Source organism: Pseudomonas sp. S11P7 (genome assembly GCF_023195435.1).
Lineage (GTDB): Bacteria > Pseudomonadota > Gammaproteobacteria > Pseudomonadales > Pseudomonadaceae > Aquipseudomonas > Aquipseudomonas fluorescens_G.
This window is the reverse complement of record NZ_JALPKS020000002.1, coordinates 906,345-922,622: the sequence shown is the minus strand read 5'-3', so window position 1 is coordinate 922,622 and position 16,278 is coordinate 906,345. Positions and strand designations below refer to the sequence as shown.

At 55.4% G+C, this 16,278-nt stretch carries 14 protein-coding genes and 1 pseudogene; 7 read left to right on the top strand and 8 right to left on the bottom strand.

Annotated features, from left to right (window positions below; translation table 11 throughout):
* Positions 1 to 1,130: 1,130 nt before the first annotated feature.
* The 7 genes from argR to acs all read right to left on the bottom strand — a co-directional run bounded on the left by argR (position 1,131) and on the right by acs (position 9,195).
* Positions 1,131 to 2,111, bottom strand: a complete 981-nt coding sequence (gene argR, locus M0746_RS04260; RefSeq protein ID WP_258448312.1) for a transcriptional regulator ArgR — start codon at positions 2,109 to 2,111, stop codon at positions 1,131 to 1,133.
* A 247-nt stretch (positions 2,112 to 2,358) separates the two neighbouring features.
* On the bottom strand, positions 2,359 to 3,123 hold the full coding sequence (locus tag M0746_RS04255; RefSeq protein ID WP_007912705.1) for an ABC transporter ATP-binding protein: 765 nt from the start codon (positions 3,121 to 3,123) through the stop codon (positions 2,359 to 2,361).
* Between the two features lie 27 nt (positions 3,124 to 3,150).
* Positions 3,151 to 4,263 (bottom strand): succinylglutamate desuccinylase/aspartoacylase family protein, encoded by a 1,113-nt coding sequence (locus tag M0746_RS04250; protein ID WP_258448311.1) that lies wholly within the window; start codon positions 4,261 to 4,263, stop codon positions 3,151 to 3,153.
* 1 nt (position 4,264) lies between these two features.
* Positions 4,265 to 4,963: an ABC transporter permease gene (locus tag M0746_RS04245; RefSeq protein ID WP_093099200.1), complete on the bottom strand. Its 699-nt coding sequence runs from the start codon at positions 4,961 to 4,963 to the stop codon at positions 4,265 to 4,267.
* Positions 4,960 to 5,649: an ABC transporter permease gene (locus tag M0746_RS04240; protein WP_016773583.1), complete on the bottom strand. Its 690-nt coding sequence runs from the start codon at positions 5,647 to 5,649 to the stop codon at positions 4,960 to 4,962. Before M0746_RS04240 ends, M0746_RS04245 begins: the two co-directional genes overlap by 4 nt.
* 91 nt (positions 5,650 to 5,740) lie before the next feature.
* A complete protein-coding gene (locus M0746_RS04235) occupies positions 5,741 to 6,514 on the bottom strand; it encodes an ABC transporter substrate-binding protein (protein WP_090285420.1) in 774 nt (257 codons plus the stop codon).
* A gap of 725 nt (positions 6,515 to 7,239) precedes the next feature.
* Entirely contained in the window at positions 7,240 to 9,195 is a 1,956-nt protein-coding gene (acs, locus tag M0746_RS04230; RefSeq protein ID WP_090285423.1) for an acetate--CoA ligase, read from the bottom strand.
* Positions 9,196 to 9,642: 447 nt separating this feature from the next.
* Here acs and M0746_RS04225 point away from each other — a divergent pair, with 447 nt between their 5' ends.
* Positions 9,643 to 9,903, top strand: a complete 261-nt coding sequence (locus M0746_RS04225) for a DUF2790 domain-containing protein (protein ID WP_258448310.1) — start codon at positions 9,643 to 9,645, stop codon at positions 9,901 to 9,903.
* Positions 9,904 to 10,439: 536 nt separating this feature from the next.
* Positions 10,440 to 11,690, top strand: coding sequence for a ribonucleotide-diphosphate reductase subunit beta (locus M0746_RS04220; RefSeq protein ID WP_258448309.1), 1,251 nt, complete (start codon positions 10,440 to 10,442; stop codon positions 11,688 to 11,690).
* A 343-nt stretch (positions 11,691 to 12,033) separates the two neighbouring features.
* On the opposite strand, the gene M0746_RS04215 is transcribed toward M0746_RS04220, so the two are convergent.
* Positions 12,034 to 12,267: a helix-turn-helix domain-containing protein gene (locus M0746_RS04215; RefSeq protein ID WP_236379588.1), complete on the bottom strand. Its 234-nt coding sequence runs from the start codon at positions 12,265 to 12,267 to the stop codon at positions 12,034 to 12,036.
* Between the two features lie 93 nt (positions 12,268 to 12,360).
* Here M0746_RS04215 and M0746_RS04210 point away from each other — a divergent pair, with 93 nt between their 5' ends.
* From M0746_RS04210 to M0746_RS04190, 5 genes and pseudogenes are all read left to right on the top strand, one after another.
* Positions 12,361 to 12,873 carry a hypothetical protein gene (locus tag M0746_RS04210; RefSeq protein ID WP_258448308.1) on the top strand — a complete coding sequence of 171 codons (513 nt, stop codon included), beginning with the start codon at positions 12,361 to 12,363 and terminating at the stop codon, positions 12,871 to 12,873.
* A 55-nt stretch (positions 12,874 to 12,928) separates the two neighbouring features.
* Positions 12,929 to 13,708: an SIR2 family NAD-dependent protein deacylase gene (locus tag M0746_RS04205; protein WP_258448307.1), complete on the top strand. Its 780-nt coding sequence runs from the start codon at positions 12,929 to 12,931 to the stop codon at positions 13,706 to 13,708.
* 557 nt (positions 13,709 to 14,265) lie between these two features.
* Positions 14,266 to 14,457, top strand: a pseudogene (locus tag M0746_RS04200) (transposase domain-containing protein); the annotation flags it as partial.
* 58 nt (positions 14,458 to 14,515) lie between these two features.
* The gene (locus M0746_RS04195; protein WP_258448306.1) at positions 14,516 to 15,055 is read left to right on the top strand and encodes an SMEK domain-containing protein; all 540 of its coding nucleotides are present in this window, start codon (positions 14,516 to 14,518) and stop codon (positions 15,053 to 15,055) included.
* Positions 14,991 to 16,232 (top strand): tetratricopeptide repeat protein, encoded by a 1,242-nt coding sequence (locus M0746_RS04190; protein ID WP_258448305.1) that lies wholly within the window; start codon positions 14,991 to 14,993, stop codon positions 16,230 to 16,232. The genes M0746_RS04195 and M0746_RS04190 overlap by 65 nt, the downstream gene beginning before the upstream one ends.
* The last annotated feature ends 46 nt before the right edge of the window (positions 16,233 to 16,278 follow it).

Genomic DNA, 16,278 nt, shown 5'->3' with positions numbered 1-16,278 from the left:
CGACTCACTGGCGGCGTATGCCAACCGCGGCATCGATGTGGGCTCCAATCCGCTGTCGGCGACTTCGCGCGAACAGATGAAGGCATGCTATCTGGTCAAAGGCGACAATTTTGGCGTCTGGGTCGAACAGGCCGACATTGATCTGGCCCAAACGCTCTATCCCCGATTGAGCGGTTTCGATGCCAACAACCTGATCTACAGTCTGCCCGGGACCTTGACAGACGGACGCACCGAGCTGCTGCGCCGGCAAACCGAACTCAGCACGCTGCTGAACACGCTCGAAACCTGGGTGAATGCGGCGCCCGAAGATCCGGTTGCCCACGGTGTGCCGGAAATTGCCCCACCAAGCGCGCAAATCAGCCAGCGCCGGCGCTTCAAGGACAACCTGGAAAAACGCCTGCGGCGCTTTCCGGTCCATGGCCTGGACACCGAATTCGATTGCGATCTCTCCTTCACGGGCGAGCTGCCACAAATGACCGGGCGCTTCGACTACGTCAAACAGTTGCAGCTGACCACCACGGTAAGTACGCCGCCACCAGTCGATGCCTTGCTGGCGCTGTTTCCCCGGCTCAGGGTGCTGGATATCCGCGATTACCCATTACTTCGCGTTCCGTCGGCAATCTTTCGTCTCGAGACATTGAGCAGCCTCAGCCTGTCGGGTTGCCAGATCACGATTACGCCGCAAACTGCAGATGCATTCGCCAACCTGGCAAAGCTCGATACCCTGGATTTGAGTAACAACAGCCGACTTTGGAGAGTGCCCGACATGGATCACTTTCCCGACCTGCGAATGCTCGACCTGAGTAATACCGGGCTGACCCGGTCGCCCGCCGGTTTGTACAGACTCACTCAGACGAGACGCGTGGACTTGTCGAATAACAAGATCAAGCGATTGCCTGCGGACTTTCCTTCACGTCCCGATACCAGGATGACCGAGTACAATTTCAGCGGAAATCCATTGATCCCGGAAAGTCAGCAGCGCCTGGACAGCTACAACACGGCGCTGGCCGAGCACAATATGGAGGCGCGGATGCCGGGCCCCAACTTGATGCAACAAGTTGACGATTTTGTGGATTCGGACTTTTCCGACGGCGAGGAACTCACATGACCCGGCAATAGCTGAACCGCCGTCAGCCTCGCTCGGGCGGGACTGACGACAATTCGAACGGGCTGCTGCTGCGCCGCTGGTTGCGATCTTCGCGCGGCGTGGCACCGAAGAAGTTGCGGTAGGCGCTTGAGAAATGCGGCCCTGAAGAGAAGCCACACGAGAGGCCGATCTGGATGATCGACTTGCTGGTCTGCATCAACATCTGCCGGGCCTTGTTCAGGCGCAGTTCCAGGTAGTACTGGCTCGGCACGCGGTTGAGGTATTGCTTGAAGATCCGCTCCAGTTGCCGCCGCGATACGCACACGTGCTGGGCGATTTCGTCGGTGGTCAGCGGCTCTTCGATGTTGGCTTCCATCAGCAACACCGCCTGGGTGAGCTTCGGATGACTGGAGCCGAGACGGTTCTGCAACGGAATACGCTGACGCTCGCCGCCTTCGCGAATGCGCTCGACCACCAGCTCTTCGGACACCGCACCGGCCAGTTCCGCGCCATGATCACGCGCCAGCACCGCCAGCAGCAGGTCGAGTACCGACATGCCACCGCAGGCGGTCAGGCGATCGCGGTCCCAATCGAACAAGTGACTGGTGGCGATGACTTTCGGGAAGCGTTCGGCGAAATCGTCCTGCCAGCGCCAGTGCACCGCAGCGCGATAACCGTCGAGCAGACCGAGTTGGGCCAACGGGTAGACACCGGCCGACAGACCACCGATCACACAACCGGCACGCACCAGTTGCTTGAGCGCACTGCTCAGTGCCGGCGCCAGAGTGATCGGTGGTTCGTCAGCGAGCAGGAACAGTTTCTGGAAATTCTCGAGCTTGCCGGCCCACGCCTCACCCGGCAATTGCCAGGCGCCTTCGGCTGGCGTTTCGGCCTGCAGGAACGACAATTCGTAGACCACGTCCGGGTGCACACGCTGAGCGACACGCAAGGCTTCCTCCGCCAGCGCCAGCGTCAACGCTTTAGTGCTGGGCCAAATCAGGAAACCTATTCGATGGGCAGTCATGGGCGGGCAATCCGAAGCGAAAAACGGTGATGAAGGCATGGGCCAATGCTAGCCCGTAAATGAACACACATCCTGAAACCAACATCGATCAACTGTGGGAGCTGGCTTGCCAGCGATGGCGATATGTCTGTGCCAGATTTGCAAACTGGTTCACCGCTATCGCTGGCAAGCCAGCTCCCACAGGGTATGGAGCCGGCTTTCAGGTTGCGAAGCATGACCTAATCTGGTGCACAACGGCAGCCCTGTTTTATTTCAGGCTACCGGACAGGAACTGCTGCAAGCGCTCCGACTGCGGATTGACCAGCACTTCGCGCGGGTTGCCGCTTTCTTCGACGACGCCTTTGTGCAGGAACACCAACTGGTTCGACACTTCGCGGGCAAAACCCATTTCGTGGGTGACCACGACCATGGTCCGGCCTTCCTGCGCCAGCGCCTGCATGACTTTCAGCACGTCGCCGACCAGTTCCGGGTCGAGGGCCGAGGTCGGCTCGTCGAACAGCATCACTTCCGGTTCCATCGCCAGTGCACGGGCGATCGCCACGCGCTGCTGCTCGCCACCGGACATGTGGCCCGGGAATGCGTCTTTACGATGGGCCACGCCGACCTTGTTCAGGTAGTACTCGGCTTTTTCGCGAGCTTCGTACTTGGGCACGCCAAGCACGTGCACCGGCGCTTCCATGATGTTTTCAATCGCGGTCATGTGCGACCACAGGTTGAAATGCTGAAACACCATCGACAGGCGCGAACGCATGCGTTGCAGCTGCTTCGGATCAGCGGCTTTCAGCGCGCCGTCCTTGTTGGCGACCAGTTTCAGCTCTTCGTTGTTGAGCAGGATCTTGCCCGCGTGCGGCTGCTCGAGCAGGTTGATGCAACGCAGAAAAGTACTTTTGCCGGAGCCACTGGAGCCGATGATGCTGATCACATCGCCGGCGGCCGCTTTCAGGGACACGCCCTTGAGCACTTCGTGACTGCCGTAGCGTTTATGCAGGTCTTGGACTTCAAGTTTGTACATGCGGTCGGTTCTCACAAAAACAGTCAGTCAGTCGTTGAGCAAGCGCCCGCGACGCAGCGCTTCGCGCCCCGCCACCTTGGCCAGCCAGAAACCGGGTTGGGCATAACGCAGCCGTTCAATGGCAAACAGCACCCCGGAGGTACCAGCACATACCGTGCTGACCCGATCGGCCACAGGGTCGATCACTTCAAAAATCTCCTCGCCCGCCTCGACCCATTCGCCGGGCTTGCGGGAAAAACTCACCACACCGGGGTGCGGCGCGAACAACAATTCGGTGCCTTCGAACGGCATGCCTTCGCACGGATCAAACGCCGGATTCGGCCACTCGCCGGTGATCAGGCCCTGCTCGGCAAGAAACGCCAGAATGCCTTCAGCGTAAGCCTCTGCTTCAGCTCGGCCGGTATCGGCCTGACCACCCAGTTCGATGGTCGTGGCCAGGCACGCCAGCGGAATCTGCGCATCGGGGAACTGCCGCGACAGGCGCAGCCACGGCAGCGAACAGGCCTCGTCGAACGAGCTGCCGCCGGAGTCTTCCGCGAGCAAGCCGACCTTCACATTCAGGTGCGCGGCGAGCGAGCGCCACTGCGGCCAATGCTGCGGCAACGCGTACATGTGCAGCGCGGCTTCGGCGTCGCAATGCAGATCGAGCACCACATCGGCAGTGCAGGCATGGCTGAGCAATACGCGCTGCATGCCTTGCAACTGGCTGCTCGCCTCAGGCAAAGCGGCGAGATGGTTGGCCATCGCCTGACGGATCAGCCGCACATTGGCGTGCGGATCGTCCCCGAGCTTGTCGGCCAGCGCGGCGGCGACCGGCGCGCTCAGCTCGACGAAATCACGGTTGAAATTCTTGCCGCTGCCCGCCTCGAAACGCCCCTGGTGATTGCCTTGCAGCAACTGCCCGAGCCCCAACGGATTGGCCACCGGCACCAGCTCGATCACGCCGTTGAGCAAGCCTTGGGCTTCGAGTTCGCCGAGGCGCTTCTTCAGCTCCCAGGCGGTGCGCATGCCCGGCAGTTCGTCGGCGTGCAGGCTGGCCTGGATGTAGGCCTTGCGCTCGCCATGACCGAAGCGAAAAACCGACACCCTGCGCTCGCTGCCCAGATGGCTCCACGGCAACACGTGGTCGATGCGTTCCATATCAGTGCTTCCGCGGCGCGAGGTAGCTCAACCAGCGACGCTCGGCCAGCTTGAACAGCTTGACCAGAATGAAGGTCAGGCACAGGTAGAACACGCCAGCGGTGATGTACGCCTCGAACGGCAGATAGAACTGCGCGTTGACGGTACGCGCCGCACCGGTGATATCGATCAACGTCACGATGGACGCCAGACTGGTGGTCTGCAGCATCATGATCACTTCGTTGCTGTATTGCGGCAGTGCCCGGCGCAGGGCCGATGGCAGCAGGATGCGCTTGTACAGTTTGAAGCGCGACATGCCCATGGCCTTCGCCGCTTCGATCTCACCGTTCGGCGTGGCCTTGAGGCTGCCGGCGATGATCTCGGCGGTGTAGGCGCTGGTGTTGACCGCAAACGCCAGGCACGCACAGAACGTTGCGCTGGACAGCCACGGCCACAAGAAGCTTTCGCGTACTGCTTCGAACTGCGCCAGACCGTAATAGATCAGGAACAGCTGCACCAGCATCGGCGTGCCACGGATCACGTAGGTGTAGAGCCACGCGGCGCCGTTGACGACCGGGTTCTTCGAGACGCGCATCAGCCCCAGCGGCAGGGCCGCCAGCAAGCCGAAAAACAGCGACAGCGCGAGCAGTTTGAGGGTGGTCAGCAGGCCGCCGAAGTACAGCGGCAGCGCCTCCCAAATGACGTTGTAGTCGAAGATCATAGATCAGCCGCCCTTACGCCTACCGAGTAGCGCTTCTCAAGGTGACGCAATGCCAGCAACGAGACACTGGTGATCACCAGGTACATCGCCGCCACTGCGAGGAAGAAGGTGAAAGGCTCACGCGTGGCATCCGCCGCCTGCTTGGCCTTGAACATCATGTCTTGCAGACCGACCACGGAAATCAGCGCGGTGGCCTTGGTCAGTACCAGCCAGTTGTTGGTGAAGCCGGGAATCGCCAGACGGATCATCTGCGGCACCATCACCCGGAAGAACACCTGAAAACTGCTCATGCCGTACGCCATGCCGGCTTCGGCCTGGCCTTTGGGGATCGCCATGAACGCACCGCGGAAGGTTTCCGACAGGTACGCACCGAAGATGAAACCGAGGGTGCCGATGCCGGCCGCCAGCGGGTTCAGGTCGATGTAATCGTCATAACCGAGCATCGGCGCGACGCGGTTGAGCAAGTCCTGACCGCCGTAGAAAATCAGCAGGATCAGCACCAGATCGGGAATCCCGCGGATCACCGTGGAATACAGATCGCCCAGCCAGGCCAGCCAGCGCACCGGCGACAGGCGCAGCGCGACACCAATCAGCCCGAGAACGATGGCCAGAGCCATGGACGACAAGGCGAGCTGAAGCGTCAGCCATGCGCCATCGAGGATGACAGCCCCGTAGCCTTTCAACATGATTCAGGTCCTCGAAAGTTGGGATGAAAAAATGGCGCAAACCGCAGAGATTCTGTTGCTTGCGCCATTTCGGACTTGTCGCAGAGACGTGTTACTTGCCGTAGATATCGAAGGCGAAGTATTTGTCCTGGATCTGCTTGTATTTGCCGTTCTCGCGGATCGCCGCAATGGCGCTGTTGATCTTGTCTTTCAGGGCGTCGCCCTTGCGTACTGCGATACCCACGCCGTCGCCGAAGTATTTGACGTCGGTGAACGCCGGGCCCACGAACGCGAAGCCTTTGCCGGCGTCGGTTTTCAGGAAGCCGTCATCGAGCAGGGTCGCGTCAGCCACGGTACCGTCGAGACGACCGGCAGCCACGTCGAGGTAGATCTCGTTCTGCGAACCGTACGGCTTGATCTCGGCACCCAGTGGCGCCAGCACTTCGCGGGCGAAACGCTCGTGGATCGAACCGCGCTGTACGCCGATGTTCTTGCCTTTCAGCTCAGCCAGACCTTCGCTGACCTGAGTGCCGGCCTTCATCACCAGACGCGCCGGGGTGTTGTAGTACTTGTTGGTGAAGTCGACCGACTTCTTGCGGTCTTCAGTGATCGACATGGACGACAGGATCGCGTCGATCTTGCGCACTTTCAGCGCCGGGATCAGACCGTCGAACTCTTGCTCGACCCACACACACTTGACCTTCATTTCTTCGCACAGCGCGTTGCCGATGTCGTAGTCGAAACCGACGATGCTGCCGTCCGGAGCTTTCGAGGCGAATGGCGGGTAAGCCGCTTCGATGCCGATCTTCACAGGCTTTTCGTCAGCGACGGCATTCAGCGACAGCACGGACAGTGCCAGGGCGCCAAGCAGCACAAGTTTCTTCATCTTGGGACTCCATCGGTAAAGGGCAAAAACGGCAGAGTGAGCAACAGCCCAATATGCGAATGGGTGAATCAGGAAATCGGTTGCTGCATCGGTGGGAAATTTCCTATTGAAACCGGCGAAGATTTCAACGTCAGCCACGATGAGCGAGTGATCGGCATTCTAACGACAGGCCCGAAGTCGATATTTCTTCAATGCGACAACTAATTACAGATGCACAGAGAAAGCGACTTGAGCGCATTGACAGCCTTGCAATTTCATGCAAGAGCGAAAGACAGTGAACCGATCCATGCTGCAAATTGCGGGCCTATTATTCGCAAACCCTTCTAATCCGGCAAGCGCAGCGTTGTGTCTTATTTTTCAGCAACGTTTTTGAGGCTCTAATACGGGGCGTAGCGTTTCCCTTCGCCCCGGTTTGGCGCGGGCGGTTACACATTGGGTTGTGGCGGGTAACAGCGGGAAAGGCCCTACGGCGCAGGTCGATAATTATTGGTTGGCTAACTGATCATTCCCACGCTCTGCGTGGGAATGCAGCAAAGGACGCTCCGCGTCCCAAGAGCCGACGCAGAGCGTCGGGGAGGCATTCCCACGCGGAGCGTGGGAACGATCATCTGTAGGAGTGAGCCTGCTCGCGATGAGGCCAGCCCAACCACCACAAAACCAGCAGACACAAAAAAGCCCTGTCCGGCATACACCGAACAGGGCTTTTCAGCACATCAACCTGCTACTTAAGCAACATTCATGGTCTTGTGCGTATCAATCAAATGCTGCACAACACCCGGATCGGCCAGGGTCGAGATATCGCCCAAGCCATCGTATTCCGCCGTGGCAATCTTGCGCAGAATCCGCCGCATGATCTTGCCCGAGCGGGTCTTCGGCAGCCCCGGCGCCCACTGGATCACGTCCGGCGAAGCGATCGGCCCGATCTCCTTGCGCACCCAGTTCTTCAGTTCCAGACGCAGTTGTTCGGTCGGCTCCTCGCCATTCTTCAAGGTCACATAGACATAAATGCCCTGGCCCTTGATGTCATGCGGCACACCGACCACCGCCGCCTCGGCGACTTTCGGGTGCGCGACCATCGCGCTCTCGATCTCGGCCGTGCCCATGCGGTGACCGGAGACGTTGAGCACGTCATCCACGCGCCCGGTGATCCAGTAGTAACCATCGGCATCGCGACGTGCGCCGTCACCGGTGAAATACATGCCACGGAACGTCTTGAAGTAGGTATCGACGAAACGATCGTGATCACCGTACAGCGTGCGCGCCTGACCCGGCCACGAATCGAGAATCACCAGATTGCCCTCGGCCTCGCCCTCGATGATGTTACCGAGGTTGTCGACCAGCGCCGGTACCACACCGAAGAACGGACGCGCCGCCGAACCCGGTTTCAGCGCATGCGCGCCCGGCAGCGGGCTCATCATGTTGCCGCCGGTTTCGGTCTGCCACCAGGTATCGACGATCGGGCAACGCGACTTGCCGACATTCTTGTAGTACCAGTCCCAGGCTTCCGGGTTGATCGGCTCACCGACCGAACCGAGCAGACGCAGGCTGCTGCCATCGGCACCTTCAACGGCCGCCTGACCCGACGCCATCATCGCGCGGATCGCGGTCGGCGCGGTGTAGAGGATGTTGACCTTGTGCTTGTCGACGATCTTCGCCACCCGGGTGATGTCCGGGTAGTTCGGCACGCCTTCGAACAGCAGCGTGGTCGCGCCATTGGCCAGCGGGCCGTAGACGATGTAGCTGTGACCGGTGACCCAGCCGACGTCGGCGGTGCACCAGTAGATTTCGCCCGGGCGGTAATCGAACACACGCTCGTGGGTCATCGCCGCGTACAGCAGATAACCGCCGGTGGTGTGCTGCACGCCTTTCGGCTTGCCGGTCGAGCCGGAGGTATAAAGGATGAACAGCGCTTCTTCGGCGCCCATCTCTTTCGGCGCGCAAACAGTGCCCGCGACTTTCATCAGGTCTTCGTACCAGATGTCGCGATGCTGGTTCCACTTGATGTCGCCACCGGTGCGCTTGCAGACGATGACTTTCTGAATGCTGCTGGTTTCCGGGTTGGTCAGCGCGTCGTCGACGTTGGCCTTGAGGGAAATCTTCTTGCCGGCACGAATACCTTCGTCGGCGGTGATCACCACTTTCGAACGGCAGTCGATGATGCGACCGGCCAGGGCTTCCGGCGAGAAGCCGCCGAATACCACCGAGTGAATCGCGCCGATCCGGGTACAGGCCAGCATGGCGACCACGGCTTCGGGAATCATCGGCATGTAAATGGTCACCACGTCGCCACGGTGCACGTCCTGACCGCGCAGGGCGTTGGCCAGTTTGCACACTTGCTCGTGCAGTTCGCGATAGGTGATGTTGCGGCTTTCGGAAGGATCATCGCCTTCCCAGATGATTGCCACCTGATCGCCGCGCTCGGCCAGATGACGGTCGAGACAGTTGTAGGAAACGTTGAGGGTGCCGTCGGCAAACCACTTGATATCAACGTGGTGATCGTCGAACGACGTCTGTTTCACCGTGGTGAAAGGCTTGATCCAGTCCAGACGCTGGGCTTGCTCGCGCCAGAAGCCGTCAGGGTTGACGACCGACTGTTGGTACATGGCTTTGTAGGTCGCCTCGTCAGTCAGCGTATTGGCCAGAACCTCGGGACGAACGGGATACAGAGAAGCCGCACTCATCTTTCCTACCTCGGTGTAATAGTTGTTTTTGTATGACCCTGTTGTAGCCGGGTGGGCCCCATAGAACCATTCGACGATGGTAGTAACAAGCCCCTACAAAACATCCAGACATCCACATCTGCTGACTTGAAATACCCTTTCGAGCCACACGCAATCCCTGTGGGAGCTTGCCTGCGAGCGATGCAAACACCACGGTGTGTCAGACAATCTGCCCGCCGCCGATTGTTACCAAATCTGCCAAAAGTGTTTATCAAAACCCGCTCTGTTTACCCTCGGCCCATCTCCTTAAAATTCACTCCGCCAACACGGCAAACGCGATTAACAACGTTACAGCCCCCACGAAGGCCGTTAATCCAGCTCTCGCAGTAAAGATCAAAAACTGAAGTTACACACGCAATCCCAAAAAGGTTGCGTGACCCCTTTCGACCTCAAAAAGGTAAACAGCAGATGAAAGCTTTAATGTTCCTGGTCCTCAGCAGCCTGTGCGCAACCGCCATGGCCGACGAGGCCACGACAGATGTGGCACAGCAACAACCGGTGATCGAGGAATACACTTACTCCACTCACCTGGACATCGCCAAAGTTGTCTCGATGAGCGAAATCCCGAATGTCTGTGAAGTGGTCCCGGCAAAAATGGAATACGACGACTCCAAAGGTCAACGCCACATCCTGCGTTACAGCATCATGGGCAACGGCTGCACGAACTGAATCAGACTGCACCGAATTGGATCGCTCAGCACAGATCTGAGGCCCGATTCCAGCCCGACTTCGGTCGGGCTCAGTTGTGTCTGAGGTCGGCAAAAAGGCTTGCAAAACACTAGATGTAGTGAAAAACGTGTTTTTTTGTTCGTTTTTTGAACAAATCCACAATGCCGTGATTTTTACGAAAAAAATCTTCCCCCGGCAAAGCCCTGTAAACCCTCACTCTCACCGAAAAACCACCCTCCTCGACCGCTTCCTGCGCGGATTCGCCTCAGCACAGCCGTGTTTTTTCCCTATAATGCCGCCCCATACGGGTCAGCAATATTCCCTTACAGGGAGCAAGTGCCATTCTGAAGCCCCGCAACCGTGCTCGACACTGGCTGCGCCCATCAGAGGCTCTCGGAACCCGTCAAAATTTCTGTTTATTTGCCTGCGTGCATCGCTGCAAAAAACGACATCCAACGCGGCTTGTTTGGCCGTGTGAAAAACCAACCCATCAGGTTTCACACGGGCACAAGCCCTCACGCAGGAGACGACACGTCATGCTGAGCTGGGACGAATTCGACAAAGAAGACAGTGAAGTAGCAACCGGTAAAGGCGCCAACGCCGGCCACGCTTCCGAAGCCAACATGGACCGCCTCGACAACGCCGGCGGTGCCGCCGCCCTCGAAGCCCGCGCCGTGACCGCCGACGACTCGGCCGCCGTGGCCCGCGCCAAGGCTGCACTGAACTCCCTCGACGTCGCCGAAGGCCTCGCCGAACTCGAAGGCGCCGCCGCCCGTGTCGCCGTCGACGAAAAGCGCATGATCAACTGCCGCGCCGACCTCAACCAGCTCGTGCCATTCAAGTACGACTGGGCCTGGCAGAAGTATCTGGACGGTTGCGCAAACCACTGGATGCCGCAAGAAGTCAACATGACCGCCGACATCGCCCTCTGGAAAAACCCGGAAGGCCTGACCGACGACGAGCGCCGCATCGTCATGCGCAACCTCGGCTTCTTCTCCACCGCCGACTCCCTGGTGGCCAACAACCTGGTCCTGGCCGTGTACCGCCTGATCACCAACCCGGAATGCCGCCAGTACATCCTGCGCCAGGCCTTCGAAGAGGCGATCCACACCCACGCCTACCAGTACTGCATCGAATCGCTGGCCATGGATGAAGGCGAAATCTTCAACATGTACCACGAGATCCCATCGGTCGCGAAAAAAGCCGCCTGGGGCCTGAAATACACCCGCTCGATCTCCGATCCGAAGTTCGAAACCGGCACCCCGGACACCGACAAAGAGTTGCTGCGCAACCTGATCGCCTACTACTGCGTGCTGGAAGGCATCTTCTTCTACTGCGGCTTCACCCAAATCCTCTCCATGGGCCGCCGCAACAAAATGACCGGCGTCGCCGAGCAGTTCCAATACATCCTGCGCGACGAATCCATGCACCTGAACTTCGGCATCGACGTGATCAACCAGATCAAAATCGAAAACCCACATTTGTGGGATGCCGAAATGAAGGAAGAAGCGACGCAGATGATTCTGCAGGGTACGCAGCTGGAGATCGAATACGCTCGCGACACCATGCCTCGTGGCGTGCTGGGTATGAACGCGGCGATGATGGAGGACTATCTGAAGTTCATCGCGAACCGTCGTTTGAGCCAGATTGGTTTGAAAGAGGAATATCCAGGGACGACTAACCCGTTCCCTTGGATGAGCGAGATTATGGACTTGAAGAAAGAGAAGAATTTCTTCGAGACTCGCGTGATTGAGTACCAAACCGGTGGTGCTTTGAGCTGGGACTAATAGTCTCGCCCCCACTTATCACGAAGTATTGATACGTTGTCAAGATGACTTAGCACGGCAGCTTCCGATTCGTTTAAGCCTGATTTTCTCAGGTTTTCGGATCGGGCTAGAGCTTTGACTGAAATAGCCGCAACAAAGCGCTGAATGACTGAGTTGCGGCTATCTACTGATACTAAAAGGCGCAGCAACGCCAAAATATCAAACGAAGCGAAAGCGATCGACTCGGCGTTTCTTTCGTATAGGTGAGTTGACGAAGGGACGCACGCACCCAGCATCCTGATTTATTGCCGGAGCTTGAGGGGAAATAAGTTAGGTGAAAAAGCTAAGATTTGTTAATTAAATGCTATTCGGAAGCCGATATTTTTTCCATCGTCGACCTCACCAAGTCCAACGGGGAACTATTGAGTGCTGCTGCCAGAGAGAAAATGGTAGCTAATGTCGGTTGGTGATGGCCTCGCTCCATAAGACTCACATAGTTGCGCTGCAACCCAGCTTGGGCAGCTAATGCCTCTTGCGTAACCTTCTGACTTAATCTCGCCTCACGCAAGACCTTACCAAATGCAACTGCGATATCCACTCACCCCTCCTGTCAGAAGGGCACTGTGAGGTAGCGCGCTGCAATCGTCTTCACAGTATACTGTGAATATTTCGCTGATTAAGGAATCTGGATTTGCCTGAATTGATGATCGCGGTCGTGGACGAGTCAGGGCTTGAGGGTCAAGACATCTCAAAGTATTTGGATGGCCAAATCGCTCTAGATCGATTCGAGCATACGGGGACGCACCCGCTATTCATGATCTTTCATTGGCACCTAAACTCAACGGGTGCAAATCATAGCGTCTCGATCATGGATAACTATTTTAGGATGCGAGATTTCTCGGCAAAAAATTTAAACCATAAGAATCTTGGAATTGAGAAGATATCAATATTATTTCCTCCTGACGTTGCAAGCGGACGCGGTTGGATCGTAGAGGAGTTTGTAGAGGCTGTCATTGATAAGAAGATAGAGGGCCGCCCCACATACATAACATACAAAACATTTTTGCACTCTTATAGATATCTACTTTCAGATGCTGTTGAAGCGACATCTCCCGATCAAAGAGTCATTTTAAAAAACATTGCCTCTCCCCCTCGGAACAGTCGCTGCATCCAAAAGCCAAAAATAGGATTACAGGTAAATTAGAGCAAGCAATAAATCTCAAACCATTAAAACTCAATTAGCAGCCATGAAAAAATTAATGACGGATTACGAGCAAGCGGTAAAGGCCCTTATAGAAGCCAAAAAAATCGTTGTCTCAACAGGCGCAGGCATGTCACAGGAAAGCGGAATTCCCACGTATCGAGACGGACTCACCGGACTATGGGCAGGGCATAATCCAAAGTATTTGGAAACAGCCAACGCATTTCGCGAGAATCCTCAACTAGTATGGGGATGGTATCTGTGGCGTCGACAGCAAGTCGCAAGAGCGAAACCCAACGAAGGTCATATCGCTCTACACCAGATGGCTGCTTTGGGACTTAAGGTCTCCATCATTACGCAAAACATTGACGACTTGCACGAAAAAGCGGGCTCGGAAGAAGTACTCCATCTACATGGCAGTTTGGCTACACCGAAATGCTTTGCGTGCCACCGGCCCGCCGCCCTGTCGTCTGATAACGTACACGTGACCGATTTCGGTGCCCTGATCGAGCCACCTAGGTGTAAGAAGTGTAATGGAAAGTTGCGTCCTGGAGTGGTCTGGTACGGAGAAGACCTCCCCAAAGGCGCCTGGAAGTCAGCGATGTTATTGATTAAAGATTGCGACGTTCTGGTTTCCGTTGGCACATCGGGGATCGTCACCCCGGCCTCGGAGCTGCCTGATATCGCGTTTGGGTTGCGCAAAACGGTGATTCATGTGAACACGATCGATCAGGGTGTGGGCGAACACGAACTCAACGAAATCTCGCTAGTTGGTAAAGCTACTGAAGTACTCACACGACTATATTCGATGATGTTAAAAGAGGTCCAGACACGATGAAATTGGTCTGTGGATGCACGCGAAGCAAAGTGAAATCAGGCTAATTTTTGGCGAACCTTTCTTCAGAGTTGACTCCCCCTATACCCAGTATACTTCGTTGAAAAAACTAGCAAAGATTATAAGTCACTCGACCGGCCTAGCCATTTGAATGCAGCTCTCTACGCTATTTTATTAATCATGACCAGAAATGGACACGACTCTTGATTCGCCTAGTGGATACAATAATAGCTAGCCAGCATTCCTCTTTGGAGCCTGTTTGAAAGCAAAAAGTCAGAGTTCTTGGAGGAGGCAGCGATGAAAATAACTGGAATAGTCTAAGTCGAGACCGTTACTAACGAGGTCTGTGAATATGCCGCTGCTTCACCGAGGATGGATACTGAAGCGCGTCAGTTTTGCATCCTACAAGCAACACTAGGGTCATAGCACTCCCCATGAGAGGAAGCGCTATGAACCGCACCTGCGCGAGGATAGCTTCTTGCAAGCATAGGCTTGACCTCTGCGGGAGCGGCGAACTCAGGATCTGTTCAGCGAGGACGGCCAGGATCACGAAGATAATGTCTCTCGGGCAGAAGAAGCAGCTCGTTGCCGGGTCGCTTCATAGTGGCAAGCACTCGACTTCAATCTTGAGTTTAATCCAGCCGGTGCGTAACAATGGGCACGATCCGTATGCCTATCTCAAAGACATGCTGACGCGGTTGTCCACGCAACGGGCCAGTGAGGTTAAGTTACTGCTATCACATCGTGGCGTCAGCCTTGGTCACGCAAGATGGGTTGGCGCGACGCATATATTTTACCTAAGGAGTGACTATGTTAGAACGGAAGCGATTGATTTCAGAGCTCGAAGCTTATTTCGGCGTGTTAGATTATATTGTCGCCAATAGTGGTAGGCGTGGCCGATACGATGCTCACGTGCACAGTGAAGACTTTGTAGCCTCGATTTTAAATGCCCTCCATGGATGGAAGCTAAAAAATGTGAATAACAAGGCGTCTAACATAGCAGCTATTGACCTCCTTGATAGCGAAGTTAGAGTCGGCGTTCAAGTTTCTTCAGACAAAACAAGCAGCAAGGTTAACTCAACTATAAAGAAGCTTTTGAAAAGCTCACTCAGGTCAAGCATTGATGAACTAATAATTTTTTTGCTGCAGTCAAAGCAGAAAAGCTACACGATTAATACTGATTGCCCAGGGGTCAGGTTCTTTGAAGAAAATATCTGGGACTATGACACGGTATTGAGTTTCGCTAGCAATAGCTCTACAGGGCCAGAGCTTCTCGAAGCAGTTCATGCTGTTGTCGTCAAAAGCTTCGGGGACTGGCCAGGTAAAAATTGGATTTCGGAAAACCTCTAAAGCAGCCTTTGGGGCTGACTTAGCAAGTGATGAGAGTAGCCGATTATTGGAGCGATCCTTCGGAGAAGGTGAGCAAATCAAAGCTAGAGTAATACTTTTAATTGAGAAAAATGAAGCTAAAGAGGCGCAGCGGCTACTTGACGAATATGCAGCATCATACACGACGGTGGCGGCTCAAAATTTTTACGATATCGCAAGTCTATATTCTTTATTGAAGTCGGATAAAGCGGATACGTACTATTCACGTGCAATTAGTTTGGAACCAAGGAGCGCCGCCAAAGCGAATCTTTACGCTATAGGACTTATGCGGCAAGGCCAGCTTGCAAAGGCGGTATTGATATACAAAGAGTGGCTTAAAGATCCAGAATTGAGCATGCGCGACCGTGCAGGCTTCTTAGGAAACTTAGGCTTTATATATAAGAAAATGGGCCACTACGATCAATCAGCCGAACATTTCAAACAATCAATTTCAATTGCGCGCAACTCAAGCGACTTGTTAGGCGCAATCAAAAACTTAAACGGCCTGGGCAGCTGTTATATAAATATGCAACGGTATGATAACGCTCGCACCTACTTATATGAAGCTCGCGACCTCCTAGAGGAAGAGATGCTGATTTCTGAGGATGAGGCAACACTCAAAATTTATCGTTCATTAAAATCAAATCTGCTAACAAATCTGGGAATTCTTTACAAATACACAAAAGAGCCTGCCAAAGCGCGTGACTTTTACAGACAGGGCATCGATCTAGCGCGTTCCATGGGTGACTCTCAAGCTCTATATCGCAACTATGGGAATCTAGCGAACGCTTATCAAGCAGTGAAAGATTACGGTCGTGCTCGTGAGTTCGGCATGAAGGCCTATGAGATGGCTGTTGAGCTTAAAGATATACACGGACAATGTACCGCGCTAACGAATCTTGGGTCCGTGGATAACCACGATAACAAATTTGACTCTGCTCAAAATTACTTAGAGAAAGCGCTTCTTATAGAAGGTGGAAACTTTCCTAAAACCAGAGCAACTATATTCGCCAACCTGGCGTTCGCTTATAAAGCGAAGGGCGAACACGATAAGATGCATAATAGTTTTAAGGCTGCGGAGCAGCTTTATGTTGAAATGAATCTCAAAGATTCATTGCGGTGGCTGCACGCTGTTTTCTCGGATGATATTCGTATCTGATAACGGTCTTACCTTAGACAAAGAACTAGGTTCTGTACGAAATCAG